An 18,939-nucleotide genomic window follows, 5' to 3' on the forward strand; every position below is an offset into this window, starting at 1 on the left:
TTTTTCTGGATTCACGCGACATGCCTGAAGAAATATCGTTCCTCCTGCTGCCGGGCTATTCGGCGATCGGCTTCATGTCGGCCGTCGAGCCGTTGCGTGTGGCGAACCGCTTTCGCGGCGAGCTGTATCGCTGGCGCATCTTCAGTCTGGACGGCGCGCCGGTCGCGGCCACCAACGGCATTTCGATTAACGCCGACGCGGCAATCGGCGACCTGGACGAGGCAGGCCACGTGGGCGAAGCGGGCGAGGGCGGCACGGCAGGCGGCGCCACGACGCTCTTCGTCGTCGCAGGCTTCGAGCCGCTCGCGTGCTACACGCGCGAACTCGGCGAGCGGTTGAAGCGTCTCGCGCGCGCGGGTGCAACGCTCGGCGGCATCGACACCGGCAGCTTCGTGCTCGCGGAAGCGGGGCTCTTCGGCAGCACGGACAATGTGACCGTGCATTGGGAGGCGCTGTCGGCGTTTCGCGAGCGTTACCCTTCGCTGGATGCCAGTCAGGAACTCTTCGAGATCGGCGCGCGGCGCATCACCTGCGCGGGCGGCACCGCGTCGATCGACATGATGCTCGACCTGATCGGCCGCGAGCACGGCGCCGCGCTCGCGTCGGCGGTGTCGGAGCAGTTCGTGGTGAGCCGCATCCGCCAGCGTTCGGACCATCAGCGCATGGAGATTGCCGCGCGCTACGGCGTGCACAATCGCAAGCTGATTCAGGTGATCGGCGTGATGGAGCAGCACATGGAAGAGCCGCTCACGCCCGATCGGCTCGCCCAGGAAATCGGCGTCACGCGCCGGCAACTGGAACGGCTCTTCTGCGCGTCGCTGAAGGACACGCCCACGCACTTCTATCTGCAACTACGGCTTGGCCGCGCGCGCGAGCTGCTGCAACAGACCGATATGTCGATCACGTCGATTTGCGTGGCCTGCGGCTTCGAGTCGCCGTCGCACTTTTCGCGAACCTATCGCGCCCGGTTCGGCACAAGTCCGAGAAGCGACCGGCAGCCGAGCGGCGGGTTGGTGCCGTCCAAAGCACAAATCAACGCGCGTGCAGGCGAATTAGCGCGCGCGCCGCAATAGTGAATTCACGAATTAGGGGTTTACCCTAGGTCGGCGGCCTCCTAGACTGTGGTCATCTGCTGAAGACAAACGCCTTCAGCGCCTGACAAAACAATCTCTGGAGGTAGTTATCATGAAATCGCTGATTGAAGCCGCTGTTATCGCTGCTCTTATTTCGGCACCGCTCGCGGCTTTCGCGCAGTCGAACCAGCCGCTCACGCGCGCTCAGGTTCGCGCCGAGCTGATTCAACTGGAGAAGGCCGGCTACAACCCGGTCGCCTCGAACGACTACGATTATCCGGCCAACATCCAGGCCGCTGAAGCGCGCGTCGCCGCGCAGAACGGCACGGCTCAGACGAGCGGTTACGGTTCGGCGACCAAAGGTTCGTCGCAAGTAGGCCGCCGCGCTGAGACTACGTCGAGCTCGTATTCGGCTCCGGTGTATGTTGGCCAGTAAGTGATCGCGGCGCGGCGCTGGTCGCGACGCCCTGAGCACAACAAGCGCTGTGAGCGCGATAAGCGTCATAAGCGCAAAAGAAAAACGGCACGCCGAGGCGTGCCGTTTTCACATTCAGATTCCACCCACGCACATGTACTTGATGACGACGTAGTCGTCGATTCCATAGTGCGAGCCTTCGCGCCCCAGGCCGGATTGCTTGACGCCGCCAAACGGCGCGACTTCGTTCGAGATCAGTCCGGTGTTGATGCCCACCATGCCGTACTCGAGCGCTTCGGCGACGCGCCATACGCGCCCGATGTCGCGGCTATAGAAGTACGACGCGAGACCGAACTCCGTGTCGTTCGCAAGCTGGATCACTTCCTCGTCCGATGAAAAGCGGAACAGCGGCGCGAGCGGGCCGAAGGTTTCGTCGCGCGCGACCTTCATGTCGGGCGTGACGTCCGCGAGCACCGTGGGCTGGAAGAAGCCGTGACCGAGCGCGTGACGCTTGCCGCCCGTGAGCACGCGCGCGCCCTTGGCTAGCGCGTCCTCGATATGCGATTCGACCTTGAGCACGGCAGCTTCGTTTATCAACGGACCTTGCGTGACGCCGGCTTCGGTGCCGCGTCCCACTTTCAGTTGTTCGACGGCGGCGCGCAGTTTTTCGGCAAACGCGTCGTAGACCTTGTCGTGCACGTAGAAGCGGTTCGTGCAAACGCAGGTCTGGCCGCTGTTGCGATACTTCGACGCAATCGCGCCGGCCACGGCGGCGTCGAGATCGGCGTCGTCGAAAACGATGAACGGCGCGTTGCCGCCCAGTTCCAGCGACACCTTCTTCACAGTCGGCGCGCACTGCGCCATCAAGAGACGCCCAACCGGCGTCGAGCCCGTGAACGACAGCTTGCGCACGATCGGGTTGCCGGTCATTTCCGCGCCGATCGCTTTCGGCTCACCAGTCACCACATTGAACACGCCGCGCGGCACGCCCGCGCGTTCGGCCAGCACGGCGAGCGCGAGCGCGGAGAGCGGCGTGGCTTCAGCCGGTTTGACGATGATCGGACAGCCCGCCGCGAGCGCCGGACCGACCTTGCGGGTGATCATCGCAGCCGGGAAATTCCATGGCGTGATGGCCGCGCATACGCCGACCGGCTCCTTCGTCACGACAATGCGCTTGTCGCTCGCGGGCGTCGGAATCGTGTCGCCGTTCACGCGCTTGCCTTCTTCCGCAAACCATTCGAGGAACGACGCCGCGTACTGAATCTCGCCCTTCGCTTCGGCAAGCGGCTTGCCCTGCTCGGTGGTCAGGATCAGCGCGAGATCGTCGGCATTCTCCAGCATCAGGTCGTGCCACTTGCGCAGGATCGCCGCGCGTTGTTTGGCGGTGCTCGCGCGCCATGCGGGCGAGGCGGCGTTCGCTGCGCCGATGGCGCGGCGCGTTTCCGCCGTGCCCATGCGCGGCACTGTGGCAATGGGCTCGCCCGTTGCCGGGTTCACGACTTCGAAGCTCGCGCCGTCGTCCGCGCCTTGCCATTCGCCCGCGATGTACGCGGCGGTTTTCAGCAGAGCCGGGTCTTTCAGAGTCAGCGTGGTCATGTATCGTGTTCCTCAGGCGGCGACAGCAACGCTGTCCTTGATCACGTCTTCGAGAATGGCGAGCGCCTCGTCGAACACGGCGTCCTGGATCGTCAACGGGAACAGGAAGCGCACCACGTTCGAATAGACGCCGCACACGAGCAGCAGCAGGCCGCGCTCGAGCGCGCGCGCCTGCACGCGTTTCGTGAACTCGGCGTCCGGCTCTGTGCTGCCCGGCTTGCAGAACTCGACGGCCACCATGCCGCCGGGGCCGCGCACCTCGGCGATTTGCGGTGCATCTTTTTGCAGGTCGATCAGTTTGGCTTTCACGCGGTTGCCCAGAACAGTGGCGCGCTCGCAAAGCTTTTCTTCGTCGATGATGTCGAGCACCGCGTGCGCGGCGGCCAGCGCGAGCGGATTGCCGGCATACGTGCCGCCCAGCCCGCCGGGCGCCGCGGCGTCCATCACGTCGGCGCGTCCGATCACGCCCGACAGCGGCATGCCGCCCGCGAGGCTCTTGGCGACCGTCATCAGATCGGGCACCACGTCGTAGTGATGCATCGCGAACAGTTTGCCGGTGCGGGCAAAGCCGGTTTGCACTTCGTCCGCGATCAGCAGAATGCCGTGCTCGTTGCACAGCTTGCGCAGCGCGCGCACGAACTCGGCCGGCGCGGGATAGAAGCCGCCTTCGCCCTGAACCGGTTCGAAGATGATTGCGGCCACGCGTTTCGGGTCGATGTCGGCCTTGAAGAGGAATTCGATCGCCTTAAGCGAATCGGCAGTGGTAACGCCGTGCAGCGGATTCGGGAACGGCGCATGGAACACGTCGGACGGGAACGGGCCGAAGCCGAGCTTGTAGGGAGCGACCTTGCCGGTGAGCGCCATGCCCATCAGCGTGCGGCCGTGAAAGCCGCCGGTGAAGGCAATCACGCCCGGACGGCCAGTTGCGGCGCGCGCAATCTTGATCGCGTTTTCGACAGCCTCGGCGCCGGTCGTGAAAAAAGCGGTCTTCTTCGGATGATCGCCGGGCGCGCGCTGGTTCAGCTTTTCCGCGAGTTCCACGTAGGACGCGTAAGGCACGATCTGATACGCCGTGTGCGTGAAATGATCCAACTGGTTGCGGATCGCCGCCACGATCTTCGGATGACGATGACCGGTATTGCACACCGCGATGCCCGCGGCGAAGTCGATAAAGCGGCGGCCTTCCACATCCCACAGCTCGGCGTTCTGGGCGCGCTCCGCATAAAAATCGCACATCACCCCTACGCCGCGCGGCGTGGCTGCGTCCTTGCGGCTCTTCAATTCTGCGTTGTTCAGGTTCATCGCGTGGCTCCTCGCTGTCGGCGGACGCCGCGCGCAAGGCGCGGCACATGCAGCGACTATAGTTAGATTTGGCTCTGAGCTTCAGAGCCATTTCTATAAAAATGTAGGAGCCATTTGAGCGGGCGAGCGGCTCGCAAGCATGGCGAGCGCCTGCATCAGATGCGGATCAGCACCGCGCCCAGCGTGACGAGCGCGCACGCGACGACACGCCGCGCAGTCAGCTTCTCGTGCATGAAAAGCCAGCCGATCAGCACCGCGAAGATCGCGCTCAACTCGCGCAGCGCGGAAACCATCGCGATAGGCAGATAACGGTAGGCCTCGATAATCAGGCAATAGGCGATGAGCGCGAGCGCGCCCGACGCAATGCCCTTCATCACCACGGGGCCGCCGACGAACAGCCCTTTCGCACCACCGCGCCAATGCCACGCGAGCAGAAACTGCGGCACGTTCCAGAGCAGGTAGACCCACATGATGTAGCTTAGACCGTTGCCCGCGACGCGCGCGCCGATGCCGTCGACAACCGAATACGTCGCGATGAAAAAACCCGTCAGGAGCGCGAACGGTACGCTTTCGCCGGAGAAGCGCATGCCGCGGCGAAACGCGAGCGAGACGATGCCGGTCGACACCAGCGCGACGCCGCTTGCGGCGAGCGGTTTCAGCGATTCATGCGCGAATACCAGAGCGCCGACGAATACCAGCATGGGCGACAGGCCGCGGGCAATCGGATAGATCTGTCCGAAGTCGCCGCTTCGGTAAGCGCGGATCAATGCGAGCAGATAGCCGAACTCCAGCATCACCGACGCGAAGATATACGGCCACGCGGCAGGCGCAGGCATGGGCAGCACGAGCACGCCGACCGTGCTCACGGCAATGTAGGGAATCGCCATCATGCCGAGCAGCCAGACGCGGTCTTGCGACAGATGCAGCGACGCGTTCCACGTCGCGTGCAGCAGCGCTGACAACAGGACCAGCAGGACGACGGGCGTTTGCATCGAAGGCGAGGGGCCGAAGGTTGGCTGGCCTGACAGCCGGCCGCAAGCCCGTGATTATTCCAGCAGAACGCATGGATCATTGATTGGGCGACTAAAGCGAAGGGGCTTTATGGGGCGAAAGGGGGAAATTTGTGGCGGCTGAAATGACAGGTGAATGACACAGGCATGACGGCGTTTTCATCGGCGCGGCCGTCATACAGGGTGACTGGGAGCCAGGCTATATTGCGTCATCCGCCACGCTGTCCTCGACATCCAGCACTACTCGCGACGCCCCACATGCAGCCTTTGAGCTTTCTTCCCGACAGCTTTGCGGAGTACGAAGATCTCAAGACGATCCTCGATCAGGGCAGCGCGAGTTTCGCCATCCGCACCGTCTGCGAGACGACGGTGCGTGGCCGGCGCTTTGGCGTGCATACCGCGAGCATCGGCTCGACCGACCCGCAGGCGCCGGCCATCGGCTTCTTCGGCGGCATTCATGGTCTTGAGCGGATCGGCTCGCAACTCGTGCTCGATTACATGCGTGCGCTGCTCGCGCGGCTCGAATGGGACGAACTGCTGGTCCGTCAACTGCAATCAATACGGCTTGTCTTCATGCCGATCGTCAATCCCGGCGGGATGTGGGCGGCCACGCGCGCCAATCCCAACGGCGTCGACCTGATGCGCAATGCGCCGCAAAATGCCGACGAGCGGGTGCCGCTGCTCGCCGGCGGACAGCGCGTCGGCGCGTGGCTGCCGTGGTATCGCGGGCGCCGCGGCAGTCCGATGGAAGCCGAAGCGGCCGCGCTGCTCGAAGTGGTCGAAACCGAGCTTGCTACGCGGCCTTTGAGCATCGCGCTCGATTGCCATTCGGGCTACGGCTGGACCGACAGCATCTGGTTTCCGTACGCGCGCACGCGCAAGCTGATGCCGCATCTGCCGGAAATGTACGTGCTCAAGACCATGTTCGAGCGTTCGCATCCGCATCATGGCTACACGTTCGAGCCGCAAAGTCATCAATACCTGCTGCACGGCGATCTGTGGGACTGCGCGTATGACCGCGCGCCAGCCGCCAACGTCTTTCTGCCAATGACGCTCGAACTTGGCTCGTGGCTGTGGATCAAGAAGAACCCGCGCCAGTTGTTCTCGCGCCAGGGCTTCTTCAATCCTGTGAAGGCGCATCGCACCGCGCGCGTGTTGCGACGCCATGCGAACCTGCTGGATTTTCTCGCGCGTGCGGCTTTTTCATCGCAGCGCTGGCTGCCGCAAGGCAATCGCCGGGAGCAATTGCTGCAAAGCGCGATCGATCACTGGTATAGGCCGAACACCGTATGAGTACGTGGATTCTGCTGCGCGGGCTGACACGCGAGGCACGTCATTGGGGCCGCTTGCCCGACGCCTTACGCGAAGCCACGGGCGCCTCGCGTTTGCTGTTGCCCGACTTGCCGGGTAACGGTGCGCTCGCGCATTCGCGCGCGCCCGCCACCGTTGCCGCGATGGTCGAATCCGTACGTATTGCTGCTTTGCAAGGAGGCGCGCTGAACCACGGCACGAGCGAGCCATTCAACATACTGGCGATGTCGCTCGGCGGCATGGTCGCAACCGCGTGGGCTCAACGGTATCCCGAGGAAATCGCGCGGCTTGTGCTCATCAATACGAGCATGCGTCCGTTCAGCCGGGTATATGAGCGCTTGCGTCCGTCCGCATGGCCAGGTCTTTTGAGAGTCGCGAGCCATTGGCACGACGCGGCGCGCGCGGAGCGCGGCATTCATCGCTTGACGTGCAATGACACCGGCACGCTCGAAGCCGATCTCGACTCATGGAGCACCATTCGCCGCAGCGCGCCGGTGAACCGAGGCAATGCGTGGCGGCAACTATGGGCGGCGGCGCGCTTTACCGCGGGCGCGGCCAAGCCGGCTTGCCCGCTGCTGCTGCTTTCCTCGCGCGACGACCGGCTCGTCAATCCTGTCTGTTCCGCGAAGCTCGCCGCGGCGTGGGGCGTGCCGCATCGTGTGCATGCATGGGCCGGTCACGATTTGCCGCACGACGATCCAGCGTGGGTCGCGCAACAGGTGCGTGCATGGCTCGCGCAGGAGAGCGCTGCAAGCGCCGGCAGTGCTCTCTGCGCCCCCAGCGCCGGGAGCGCAACTGGGCGCTAGCAGCTACTCGCGCGCTTGCGGCGTGAGCGTGGGCAGCGGGTATAACCTAACTCGCGGCATCGGTCGCATGGCGGCATGCAGGTGCATAATCCTTCTTCAGACGATGCATCCGATCCGGGCGATCCTCGCCATTGCCGCCAGCCGGGGGAGTTCATCATGCAAGCAAAGAACGAAGAAGCCGTCACGCACTTGCTGAACGATGTCGTCGAGTTTGCACGAGGGCGCTTGCCCGAGCCGGCGTTTCACATCGTCGAGCCTTTTCTGCGGCACTACTACGATTTCGTCGACGCCGACGATCTGCAAAGCCGCTCCATCGCCGATCTATACGGTGCCGCGCTCGCGCACTGGCAGACCGCGCAGCGCTTCGTGCCCGGCAAGGAAAGGCTGCGCGTCTATAACCCGATTCTCGAGCAGCACGGCTGGCACTCGGATCACACGGTGATCGAGATCGTCAACGACGACATGCCGTTTCTGGTCGATTCCGTTTCGATGGCGGTGAACCGCCAGGGCCTCGCGCTGCATTCGGTCGTGCATCCGGTGTTTCGCATCTGGCGCGGTCCTGACGGCGACATCGCACGCGTGACGCAAGGCGCTGAAGAAGCCGCCGACACGCGCTCGCAACTGGCCTCGTTCATTCATTTCGAGGTGGACCGTTGCGGCGACGCGGCAAAGCTCGACGCGCTGCGCGACGACATCGCGAAAGTACTGCTCGACGTGCGCGCCGCGGTCGAGGACTGGCCGAAGATAGTGGAACTCGCGCGTGTCACGATCAAAGGCATGAAGGCGGGCGAGAGCGGTGCCGATGCGATGGAAGCGCGTGCGTTCCTCGAATGGATGGTGGCCGATCATTTCACCTTTCTCGGCCAGCGCGACTATGAACTGGTGCAACAGGGCGCGGGCTACGGCTTGCGCGCGGTGCCGGGCTCGGGGCTCGGCATTCTGCGCGACGGACTGCGCGCCGCGGCTGGCGGCGCGGTGACCTCGGAAGTAACGCCGTTGCCGCCGGCCGCCGCCGAGATCATTTCGAGCGCCTCGCCGATCTTTCTGACCAAGGCCAACTCGCGCGCGACCGTGCATCGCCCGGGTTATCTGGACTACGTCGGCATCAAGTTGACGGGCGCGGACGGCAAGGTGGTCGGCGAGCGGCGCTTTATCGGCCTGTACACGTCGACTGCATACTTTTTGTCGGCTGCCGAGATTCCCATCGTCCGGCGCAAATGCGCGAACATCGTGAGAAGGGCCGGTTTCCTGCCGAAAGGTCATCTGGCGAAATCGCTCGTGACGGTGCTCGAAACTTATCCGCGTGACGAGCTTTTTCAGGCCGACGAAAGCCAGCTCTACGATATCGCGCTCGGCGTGCTGCGTTTGCAGGAGCATCAGCGCACGCGTCTCTTCGTGCGGCGCGACCGCTTCGACCGTTTCGTGTCGTGCCTTGTATTCGTGCCGCGCGACAAGTACAACACCGATTTGCGGCAGCGTATCGCCAATCTGCTGGCGGACGCATTTAACGGAGCGAGCGTCGAGTTCACGCCGTTGCTTTCGGAGTCGACGCTGGCACGGATTCATTTCGTTGTCCATGCGAAAGCGGGCGGCATGCCCGATGTCGATACGCGCGAACTCGAAGCGCGCCTCGTGCAGGTCGCGCGCCGCTGGCAGGACGATCTCGCCGATGCGTTGCTCGACGCGTTCGGCGAGGAGCAGGGCAACCGACTGCTGCAACACTATGCCGATTCGTTTCCTGCCGGCTATCGCGACGACTATGCCGCGCGCACGGCGGTGCGTGATATCGAACTGATCGAGCGCGTGCAGGGCAGCGAGCGGCTCGCGATGAACCTCTATCGACCGATCGAAGCCGGGCCGCGCGCGTTCCGCTTCAAGGTGTATCGCGCGGGCATGCCGATCGCGTTGTCGCGCAGCTTGCCGATGCTCGAACATCTCGGCGTGCGAGTCGATGAAGAGCGGCCGTACCTGATCGAAGCGCACGGCGCGACGCCTGCATGGATCCACGACTTCGGGCTCGAACTTGCCGACGATGCTGAGTTCGACATCGAACGCGTGAAGGATCTCTTCGAAGACGCGTTTGCGCAGGTGTGGACCGGCGCAATAGAAAGCGACGACTTCAACCGCCTGGTTCTGCGCGCGCAGTTGAGCGCGCGGGAAGTGACGATACTGCGTGCGTATGCGAAGTATCTGCGTCAGGTAGGCTCCACGTTCAGCGACGCGTACATCGAGCGCGCGGTCACGGGCAACCCCGCGATTGCGCGCATGCTGGTCGAGCTGTTTGTCGCGCGCTTCGATCCGAGGCTTGCAGGCACGCGCGAAACGCGCGTCGACAGCCTGCTGAAGACGATAGACGGCGCGCTCGACCAGGTGCCCAATCTCGACGAAGATCGGATACTGCGGCAATTTCTCGGCGTCATCAAAGCCACGCAGCGCACCAACTATTACCTATTCGATGCCGAGGGCAAGCCGAAATCCTATCTGTCGTTCAAGTTCAATCCCGCACAAGTGCCCGGCTTGCCCGAGCCGAAGCCGATGTTCGAAATATGGGTCTACTCGCCGCGCGTGGAGGGCGTGCATTTGCGCGGCGGACGCGTGGCGCGCGGAGGCTTGCGCTGGTCGGACCGTCGCGAGGATTTCCGCACTGAAGTGCTCGGCCTGATGAAGGCGCAGATGGTGAAGAACGTCGTGATCGTGCCGGTCGGCTCGAAGGGCGGCTTCGTCGTGAAGAACCCGCCGCCGCAAAGCGAGCGCGACGCGTGGATGCGCGAAGGCATTGCCTGCTATCAGACCTTCCTGCGCGGCCTGCTCGATCTGACCGACAACCTCGCGGGCACGACCGTCGTTCCGCCGCGCGACGTGGTGCGCCACGATCCCGACGACCCGTATCTCGTGGTGGCCGCCGACAAAGGCACGGCCACGTTCTCCGACTACGCGAACGCGATTTCTCAGGAGTACGGCTTCTGGCTCGACGACGCGTTTGCGTCCGGCGGCTCGGTCGGTTACGACCACAAGAAGATGGCGATCACCGCGCGCGGCGCGTGGGAGTCGGTGAAGCGGCACTTCCGCGAAATGGGCGTCGATACGCAAACGATGGATTTCACGGTGGTCGGCATCGGCGATATGTCCGGCGACGTGTTCGGCAACGGCATGCTGCTCTCGCCGCATATCAGACTGGTCGCGGCGTTCGACCATCGGCATATTTTTCTGGACCCGAATCCCGATCCGGCAACCAGTCTTGCAGAGCGTGGCCGGCTCTTTCTTCTCGACCGTTCCAGTTGGGCCGACTACGACCCTTCGCTCATTTCCGCCGGCGGCGGCGTGTTTCCGCGCACCGCCAAGACCATTCCGCTGTCGCCAGCGGTGCAGTCGGTGCTCGGTATCAGCGCGGCTGCACTGTCGCCCGCCGAACTGATGCGCGCAATTTTGCAGGCGCCCGTCGATCTGCTTTATAACGGCGGCATCGGCACCTATGTTAAGGCGACGCGCGAAACGCATCTGCAAGTGGGCGACCGCGCGAACGACGCGATCCGCGTGAATGGCGCCGATCTGCGCTGCAAAGTGGTCGCGGAAGGCGGCAACCTCGGGCTCACGCAACTCGGGCGCATCGAATTCGCGCAGCGCGGCGGGCGCATCAATACGGATGCAATAGACAACTCCGCGGGTGTCGACTGCTCGGACCACGAGGTCAACATCAAGATCCTTCTCGGACTGGTGGTCGCCGACGGCGAGATGACCGACAAACAGCGCAATGCGCTGCTCGCGGAAATGACCGACGAAGTCGGCCTGCTCGTGCTGAAGGACAACTATTACCAGACACAGGCGCTCTCCATTGCGGGCCGTTACGGCGTCGAATTGCTCGACGCGGAAACGCGCCTCATGCGCTACCTCGAACGCGCGGGGCGCCTGAATCGCACCATCGAATTCTTGCCGAGCGACGAAGAAGTAGCCGAGCGGCAGGCCGCGAAGCAGGGGCTCACCACGCCAGAGCGCGCGGTGCTGCTCGCGTACAGCAAAATGTGGCTGTACGACGCGCTGCTCGATTCGTCGGTGCCGGAAGATCCGCTCGTCAGTGACATGTTGATCGAGTATTTTCCGAAGCCTTTGCGCCAGCGTTTCAGCGAGCCAATGCAGCGCCACCCACTGCGCCGCGAAATTCTTGCGACGCATTTGACGAATGCGCTGGTGAACCGCGTCGGCTGCGAGTTCGTGCACCGGCTGATGGAAGAGACTGACGCGCGGCCGGGCGACATTGTGCGCGCGTGCATCATGGCGCGCGACGTATTCGATCTCGACGACGTGTGGCGCAGCATCGACGCGCTCGACAACCGCGTCGCCGACGATGTGCAGGCGCGCATGTTCGTCGAAGTCGCGCGGCTTGTCGAACGTTCGGCATTGTGGTTCTTGCGGCATCTGTCGTCGCCGGCAGTAAACAGCGACGATGTGACGGAGCTGCTCGTGCGTTGCCGGGACGCCGCGCAGCGTCTCGCGCCGCAATGGCCCGCGCTGTTGCCGGCCACGGACCTCGAGGCGCTGTCCGAGCGTCAGCGCGTGCTGGTGGATGCGGGCGTCGACAGCGACCTCGCGGTGCGCATAGCAAGCGGCGAGATTTCCGCGGCGCTGCTCGACATCGCGGAGGTCGCGTCGACGTGCGAGCGCAAGCTCGAACTCGTGGCGGGCGTCTACTTCGCGCTCGGCACGCTGCTCAACTACCACTGGATCAGCGAACGCGCGGCCGCATTGCCTGCTCCGTCGCACTGGGACATGCTGGCGCGGGCATCCGCATTGGCCGAACTCGCGCGCCTGAAACGCGCACTCACGATGAGCGCGCTAACCGGCGCCGACGACGCATCCGCGCCGGACGCGCTGGTGCATGCATGGCGCGAGAAGCGGGCCGCGCAACTCGAGCGCTATGCGCGGCTGCTGGCGGACTTGCGGGCTACGGGTGGCGCAAGTCTGTCGATGCTGCTGGTGATCGTGCGGGAAATGGCGGCGCTCGAAAGGGCGTGAGCGTCGGGCGCGTAAGGGTGTAAAGAGAGGCAGCCGAGCCGGACACGCGACGTGATGAGTCGCCGCGCTGTTGGACCATGCTGCCTCGCATGGCCATAATACGGAATCCCGGCACGTGAACGCCCTTTGCAATTACACTAACGCCCTCCACGACGATGAAAGAAGAATCGCCGAAAGCCATTATTTACGCGCTCGCCGCCAACTTTGGCATTGCCGTGTGCAAGTTTGCCGCCGCTTCGTTCACTGGCTCCGGTTCGATGTTTGCCGAAGCCATTCACTCCACCGCCGACTGCGGTAATCAATTGCTCCTGCTGTTCGGGCTGCGTCAGGCGCGTCGGCCGGCGAGCCCATTGCACCCGATGGGCGGCGGCCGCGAGATCAATTTCTATTCGCTGCTGGTTGCGTTACTGCTGTTTTTCGTGGGCGGCGCGTTTTCCGTGTATGAAGGTGTGCATCGGCTGATTGCGCGCGAGCCTTTGCAGTATGCGTATGTGGCGCTGGTGGTGCTGGGCGTTTCGGTGGTGCTCGAGGCGTTTTCGCTGTGGGGCGCGCTCAAGGAAATCCGTCGCGTGTATCCCGACAAAAGCATGTGGCGCTGGTTCAGGGAAACGCGCGAGTCGGAATTGCTGGTGGTCGCAGGCGAAGATATTGCGGCCCTGATGGGGCTCGCCATGGCCTTCGTTGCCGTGCTGCTGACGCTCGTGACCGGCAATCCGGTCTACGACGCATTGGGTTCGATCGCCGTCGGCCTGCTGCTGATGGTGATTGCAGGACTGGTGGCGCGCGAGGTGAAGTCGATGATCGTCGGCGAATCGGCGAGCCCCGAAGTGCGCCGCGCCATCGAGGCGCATTTGCGCGCACGCGGCGAAATTCGCAGCATCATCAATATGATTACGCTGCAATGGGGACGCCATGTGGTGGTGGCGGTGCAGGCTGAAATGATCGATTACGCAAGCGGCCGGGCGATGGTCGACGCGATCAACGTGATCGAGGCCGACTTGCAGGCTGCCTTTCCGCAAGTGCGCTGGGTGTTTTTCGAACCGGACGTCCCACGCGTTTGATTTTCTTTCTTTTGGTGCATGCGCTTTGCGCAAAGCTTCGCGCGAGTGGCGCACTCGCTGCTGATCTGGTGGACAATAATTTCGTCGCATCTATACTTCTTTCGGCTTGAAGCGGCACTCTCCCCAACTGCATGACAGGCAAAAGGAAGATCACGATGCTGACTCGCACATTTGGCGCGCTTTCCGTCATTGCACTCGCGGCATGCGCAGCCTTCAGTTCCGGACCCGCCAGCGCGGACGACAGCAGCGCTTTCTCGAATGAAGACGGTGCTTCCCGAGGGCGGCCCGTCAAGGTGATGATCATCTCGATGTTCGGTCCGGAGGGCCAGGTGTGGCTCGATAAGCTCGGCCCGTGGCGCGATATTCCAGTGGACGGCTTGTCGCCCGACTACCCGGCAGTGCATTGCAACCGCCATGACGTGTGCGTCATGACCACCGGCATGGGACACACGAATGCCGCTGCGTCCATCATGGCGTTGACCTTCTCGCCGCGTTTCGATTTGCGGCACACCTACTTCATGGTGGCGGGCATTGCCGGCATCGACCCTCAACAGGGCACGGTCGGTTCGGCGGCGTGGGCCAAATATCTTGTGGACTTCGGCATTCAATGGGAGATAGACGGGCGCGAAATTCCGGCCGGCTGGAATACCGGCTATCTCGGCATCAATACGAAAAGCCCTTCGGAGAAGCCGCCGCTCGATTACCGGACGGAAGTATTCCAGCTCAATACGCAGCTTGCCGATACGGCGTTCGCTTTGTCACGCAACGTAGTGCTCTCAGACAATACGCAGGCGCAGGCCGCGCGCGCCAAATATTCTTACGCGCCGGCTAACCGTCCGCCCACCGTCATTCAATGCGATACGCTCGCCGGCGACACATGGTGGTCGGGCACGCTGCTAGGGCAACGAGCTCGCGACTGGACGAAAATCCTGACCGATGGAAAGGGCGTCTATTGCACGACGCAGCAGGAAGACAATGCGACCTATGAAGCACTCAAGCGCGCTGCTTCCGTGCACAAAGTCGATCTGAACCGCGTGGCCGTATTGCGTGCGGGCTCCGATTTCGACCGTCCTTATGATGGACAGACGAGCGCCGACAATCTGCTGAACTACGCCGCGCAAGGCGGCTTTACGATTGCGCTGGAAAACCTGTATCGCTCGGGCAATCCGCTCGTGCAGGATATCGTCACGCACTGGGGCGAATGGCGCGAAGGCATACCGAAGCGCTAAACGACTCATTGCAACAAGGGCCGCTTCACGCGGCCCTTGTTGCAATAGCGCAGTGCATTACCGTTGCGGCGCGCGATACGGTGTCCATACTGCCGCGTCCGTATCCCAATGGTCGAGTTCCGATGGTGTCATCATGTACTCCTTTTCGATATGCTTAGAACTATTGCAGCGAGCCGTGATTCATTCCGGATCGCTAACTATCGCAGGCGTTTGTCTTTACCACAGACTTATTGGCCCTTGGCGACGCGCGTGACATCACCATTCGCGCCTTCCTGCAGTGCGATGCGTGCAGCCTGGGTCTGGCCGATCAGCCCTTTATTTGGATACGTCGTGCGATTGAGCGAAGGCAGTGAGCCGTCACGATACGCAGCGACCAGTTCTGCCTGTACTTCAGCGCGCGTTTTTACGGTCGAGGTGGCGGCGGACGTCGCGGCGGGTTGAGTCTGATAACTGCCGGCGTGGCCAATGCCATTGCTCTGTGCGAAAACCGGCGCGCTGGCGAACAACGAGAGAGCAAGACCTGCGAGAAGATTGCGTTTCATGATTCACTCCTGTCGATTCATTTGCAGCACGAGAGCGCTGCGGACAGGGTGAAATGTAGACTTCGAGCGCGCGTCGATAAATTGCGCTTTCGCGAAATGAATTGTCGCGATTCCAGAACAATCGCCTGAAGAGCCTTATAAGCACAGGCACAAAGAACAACCGCGGCATTAGCGCCGCGGTTGGAATTCACTGTTTCACTTTCTGCACTTCAATTGAACTGACTCACGCGACCCATTCGGAAATTACCGGAGTGTCGAGTGCGGGAGAGAACTCCCGTTCTTCAAGCGTGCGCTTCGAGCAAGTGGCGTCGAGTGTGCCTCGGCCGCTCAGGAGTGGGCAGCGGTCGAATACTTCTGCAATCCAGTCTACGAAAACACGGACTTTAGGCGACAGATGCCGACTGTGCGGATAGACTGCCGAAATAGGCATCGGCAAAGGCTTCAGTTCGGGCAGCACCTCGACGAGTTGGCCCGAACGCAGATGCGGCAGCACCATGAATAGCGCCGGCTGAATCAGGCCAAAACCTTCCAGCCCGCAGGTCACGTAGGCATCGGCGTCGTTGACCGAGACGATGCTCTTCATCTTTACTTCAACCTCTTTACCATCAACCATGAATGCCCAATCGAGCGTGCGTCCGGTGCGGCTCGAGAAGTAATTGACTGCTTTGTGATTTTCCAGGTCCTCTAGCGAAGTCGGCATGCCGGCACGCTCAATGTACGTCGGAGCCGCGCACGTTACACCCTCGAAGAGACCAATACGCCGCGCCACCAACGAGGAATCCTGCAGCGCGCCGACGCGCACCACGCAATCCACGCCTTCCTGCAGCAGGTCGACGGGTCGATCCGACAAGCCGAGTTGCAGGTCGATGTCCGGATAGCGCTTGTGGAATTCACATAGCTGAGGAATCACCAGCAAGCGGCCAATCGAGCCAGGCATGTCGATGCGCAGCTTGCCGTGCGGCTTTTTATTGCCGCTCTGGAAACTGGCCTCGGTCTCTTCCACGTCCGCGAGGATGCGCACGCAGCGTTCGTAGTACGCCGCGCCGTCCGGCGTGAGCGACAGCCGGCGCGTCGTGCGGTGCATGAGCCGAGTGCCGAGGAACGCTTCGAGGTTCTGAATGATCGTGGTAACCGAGGCGCGCGGCAGGTCGAGCGTTTCCGCCGCGCGGGTAAAACTGTTTGTGTCGACGACACGCGTGAACACTTGCATGGCCTGAAGCCGGTCCATTGCAAACCTCCAGAAGGAGCAGGCGTACTGAGCAGGATTCGAATCCACCGGGCAATCGATTTGATTGTTCAGAGGACCCGAATTGTGTTGCCGGATTATAGGCATTTATTTACGAGTCTGCCGAACCCACAATTCGCACCATCGAAGTTCTTTGCGCATTGCGCGGCTCGACATGGATGCATTCAAACCGCCGTACTCATTTGCACCCGCCGGAATTGAGCCGGCCGAGGCGGACAGCACGGCACTGGAAGTGACTGACGTACAGATAGAAGGACACGCGCAGGACATCACATTGCGTTTGTACCGGCAGCCGAAGAAAGCCGCACTGCCAGTATTGCTTTACTTTCACGGCGGCGGCTTTACGAAGGGGTCGATCGGGCAGGCCGATTTTGCGTCGCGTTATTTCGCGGAACATTTACCTGCATTAGTGGTGTCGGTCGGCTATTCGCTCGCGCCGGAGTTTCCATTCCCCGCCGCGCCCGAAGACGCACACCGCGCGGCACTGTGGGTGCAGACGCGGGCGCGTGCATTTGGCGGCAATAGCAGAAAAGTTGGCGTGGCGGGTCATGACGCGGGCGGCCAGTTGGCCAATTGCCTCGCTTTCATCGCGCGCGATCGCGGCGACGTGCAGATTGCCGCGCAGGCTTTGTTCGGGCCGATGTTGGACCCGAGTCTCACGCGCCTTGGCGATGAAAAGCGCCTCGGCTCGGACATCACGGCAAGAGAATGCGCGGCCTGCTACCGCGCATACCTGCCTCAGGCGTCGCAACGCATGCATCCGTATGCGGCGCCGCTCGAGTCGTCGCGGCTCGCGGGCTTGCCGGCCACGCTGATCGCGACGGCGCAAAACGACGTGCTGCACGTCGAGGCGGAGAAATACGCGAGCAGTCTGATCGACGCGGGTGTGCTGACCCAGGTGGTCCGCTATCCGGCAGTCTCGCATGCGGCGCTGGCCGATCATCCGCCCGCGTTGCAGGAGGCGGTGAGATTTTTTCAGTGGCGCTTCGATGCGCGCGCCTATCGGTGAAAACAGCGGCTGAAACCAGCGGCTGAAACCAGCGCTGAAACAGAAACAGGCAGAACTTTAATCAACGATACCGGGAGCTACACATGACCATTCTTCCTCTTTCCCGCCGCCGTGTGGCGGTTGCCGCGCTTGCCGTGATCGTCCTTGCCGGACTGGGCACCTTCGGCGCGATTCGTGTGGACGCGAGTTCACCTGCCGCGCCGACCATCGTGCCGGAAGTCGATGTCGCCACGGTGGTGCAAAAGACGATTACCGACTGGCAAAGCTATTCGGGCCGGCTCGAAGCAGTAGAAAAAGTGGACGTCCGTTCGCAGGTGCCTGGCACCATCGTGTCGGTGAACTTCAAGGACGGCGCGCTCGTGAAGAAAGGCGACACGCTGTTCGTGATCGACCCGCGTCCGTATGCGGCGGAAGTGGACCGTGCAGAGGCGCAGCTCGCGGCGGCGCAGGCACGCACGGGCTATACGCAAAGCGATTGGGAACGCGCGCAACGCCTGATCGCCGACAACGCCATCGCCAAGCGCGATTACGACGAGAAGCAGAACGCCGCGCGCGAAGCGAGTGCGAACCTGAAGGCCGCGCAAGCCGCGCTCGAAACCGCGCGCATCAATCTCGGCTACACCAGGATCGTCGCGCCGGTGTCGGGCCGCGTGTCGCGCGCGGAAATTACGGTGGGCAACGTGGTGTCGGCGGGTGCAAGCTCGGCGCCGCTCACCACGCTCGTGTCGGTTTCGCCGATCTACGCATCGTTCGACGCCGACGAACAGACGTACCTGCAATACCTGCGTCGTGCAAAAGACGGCAGCAAGGTACCCGTCGAACTCGGTCTTGCCGATGAAAGCGGCTACTCGCGCACCGGCACGATTGAGTCGGTGGACAACCGCCTCGATACGTCGTCGGGCACGATCCGGGTACGCGCGCGTTTCGATAACCAGGACGGCACGCTGATCCCAGGCCTTTATGCACGCGTAAAAGTGGGCGGCAGCGAACCGCATCCGGCGCTGCTGATCGACGACGCTGCCGTGGGCACCGATCAGGACAAGAAGTTCGTGCTGGTGGTGGACCAGAACAATCACGTCGCGTATCGCGAGATTGCAGTGGGCGACATGCAGGGCAATCTGCGCGTCGTGAAGGGCGGCCTGAAGGCGGGCGACCGGATCGTGGTCAACGGCGTTCAGCGCGTGCGGCCGGGCGATGCGGTGCGCGCGCACATGGTGCCCATGACGACCGACCAGGACCCGAACAGCGCGCCGCTCGCACAGGCGCGCGCGAAAGCGGACAAGAACTCGTGAGCGTCGCGGCCGCGGCATCGAACGCGCGGCGCATGCT

The 18,939-nt window shown here is 62.8% G+C and carries 14 protein-coding genes; 9 read left to right on the plus strand and 5 right to left on the minus strand.

Annotation, left to right across the window (positions count from 1 at the left end; genetic code table 11):
- Positions 1-20 precede the first annotated feature (20 nt).
- The gene (locus A3AC_RS0101925) at positions 21-1,073 is read left to right on the plus strand and encodes a GlxA family transcriptional regulator (protein WP_025596785.1); all 1,053 of its coding nucleotides are present in this window, start codon (positions 21-23) and stop codon (positions 1,071-1,073) included.
- Between the two features lie 112 nt (positions 1,074-1,185).
- Positions 1,186-1,509: a DUF4148 domain-containing protein gene (locus A3AC_RS0101930; RefSeq protein ID WP_025596786.1), complete on the plus strand. Its 324-nt coding sequence runs from the start codon at positions 1,186-1,188 to the stop codon at positions 1,507-1,509.
- A gap of 114 nt (positions 1,510-1,623) precedes the next feature.
- Here the strand turns inward: A3AC_RS0101930 and gabD are convergent, their stop codons facing one another.
- From gabD to A3AC_RS0101945, 3 genes are all read right to left on the minus strand, one after another.
- Positions 1,624-3,084 (minus strand): NADP-dependent succinate-semialdehyde dehydrogenase, encoded by a 1,461-nt coding sequence (gene gabD / locus A3AC_RS0101935; RefSeq protein ID WP_025596787.1) that lies wholly within the window; start codon positions 3,082-3,084, stop codon positions 1,624-1,626.
- A 12-nt stretch (positions 3,085-3,096) separates the two neighbouring features.
- A complete protein-coding gene (locus tag A3AC_RS0101940) occupies positions 3,097-4,386 on the minus strand; it encodes a 4-aminobutyrate--2-oxoglutarate transaminase (protein ID WP_035474460.1) in 1,290 nt (429 codons plus the stop codon).
- A 155-nt stretch (positions 4,387-4,541) separates the two neighbouring features.
- Positions 4,542-5,378 carry a DMT family transporter gene (locus A3AC_RS0101945; protein ID WP_025596789.1) on the minus strand — a complete coding sequence of 279 codons (837 nt, stop codon included), beginning with the start codon at positions 5,376-5,378 and terminating at the stop codon, positions 4,542-4,544.
- Between the two features lie 276 nt (positions 5,379-5,654).
- Here A3AC_RS0101945 and A3AC_RS0101950 point away from each other — a divergent pair, with 276 nt between their 5' ends.
- From A3AC_RS0101950 to A3AC_RS0101970, 5 genes are all read left to right on the plus strand, one after another.
- Complete coding sequence (locus A3AC_RS0101950) at positions 5,655-6,689, plus strand: M14 family zinc carboxypeptidase (RefSeq protein WP_025596790.1); 1,035 nt, start codon at positions 5,655-5,657, stop codon at positions 6,687-6,689.
- Positions 6,686-7,513, plus strand: a complete 828-nt coding sequence (locus A3AC_RS0101955; protein ID WP_025596791.1) for an alpha/beta fold hydrolase — start codon at positions 6,686-6,688, stop codon at positions 7,511-7,513. Before A3AC_RS0101950 ends, A3AC_RS0101955 begins: the two co-directional genes overlap by 4 nt.
- Positions 7,514-7,669: 156 nt before the next feature.
- Positions 7,670-12,523: an NAD-glutamate dehydrogenase gene (locus A3AC_RS0101960; protein ID WP_025596792.1), complete on the plus strand. Its 4,854-nt coding sequence runs from the start codon at positions 7,670-7,672 to the stop codon at positions 12,521-12,523.
- A gap of 155 nt (positions 12,524-12,678) precedes the next feature.
- The gene (locus A3AC_RS0101965) at positions 12,679-13,584 is read left to right on the plus strand and encodes a cation diffusion facilitator family transporter (protein ID WP_025596793.1); all 906 of its coding nucleotides are present in this window, start codon (positions 12,679-12,681) and stop codon (positions 13,582-13,584) included.
- A gap of 155 nt (positions 13,585-13,739) precedes the next feature.
- Positions 13,740-14,813, plus strand: coding sequence for a purine-nucleoside phosphorylase (locus tag A3AC_RS0101970; RefSeq protein ID WP_025596794.1), 1,074 nt, complete (start codon positions 13,740-13,742; stop codon positions 14,811-14,813).
- A gap of 227 nt (positions 14,814-15,040) precedes the next feature.
- Here the strand turns inward: A3AC_RS0101970 and A3AC_RS0101975 are convergent, their stop codons facing one another.
- Both A3AC_RS0101975 and A3AC_RS0101980 read right to left on the minus strand, forming a co-directional pair.
- Positions 15,041-15,355, minus strand: a complete 315-nt coding sequence (locus A3AC_RS0101975) for a DUF4148 domain-containing protein (RefSeq protein ID WP_025596795.1) — start codon at positions 15,353-15,355, stop codon at positions 15,041-15,043.
- Positions 15,356-15,578: 223 nt separating this feature from the next.
- Positions 15,579-16,583, minus strand: coding sequence for a LysR family transcriptional regulator (locus tag A3AC_RS0101980; RefSeq protein WP_025596796.1), 1,005 nt, complete (start codon positions 16,581-16,583; stop codon positions 15,579-15,581).
- Between the two features lie 172 nt (positions 16,584-16,755).
- Between A3AC_RS0101980 and A3AC_RS0101985 the strand changes: the two genes are divergently transcribed.
- Together A3AC_RS0101985 and A3AC_RS0101990 are read left to right on the plus strand one after the other, a co-directional pair.
- The gene (locus A3AC_RS0101985; RefSeq protein WP_025596797.1) at positions 16,756-17,610 is read left to right on the plus strand and encodes an alpha/beta hydrolase; all 855 of its coding nucleotides are present in this window, start codon (positions 16,756-16,758) and stop codon (positions 17,608-17,610) included.
- Between the two features lie 83 nt (positions 17,611-17,693).
- Entirely contained in the window at positions 17,694-18,902 is a 1,209-nt protein-coding gene (locus A3AC_RS0101990) for an efflux RND transporter periplasmic adaptor subunit (protein WP_025596798.1), read from the plus strand.
- The last annotated feature ends 37 nt before the right edge of the window (positions 18,903-18,939 follow it).

It is taken from the genome of Burkholderia sp. WSM2230 (genome assembly GCF_000472445.1).
In the GTDB taxonomy this organism is placed as follows: domain Bacteria; phylum Pseudomonadota; class Gammaproteobacteria; order Burkholderiales; family Burkholderiaceae; genus Paraburkholderia.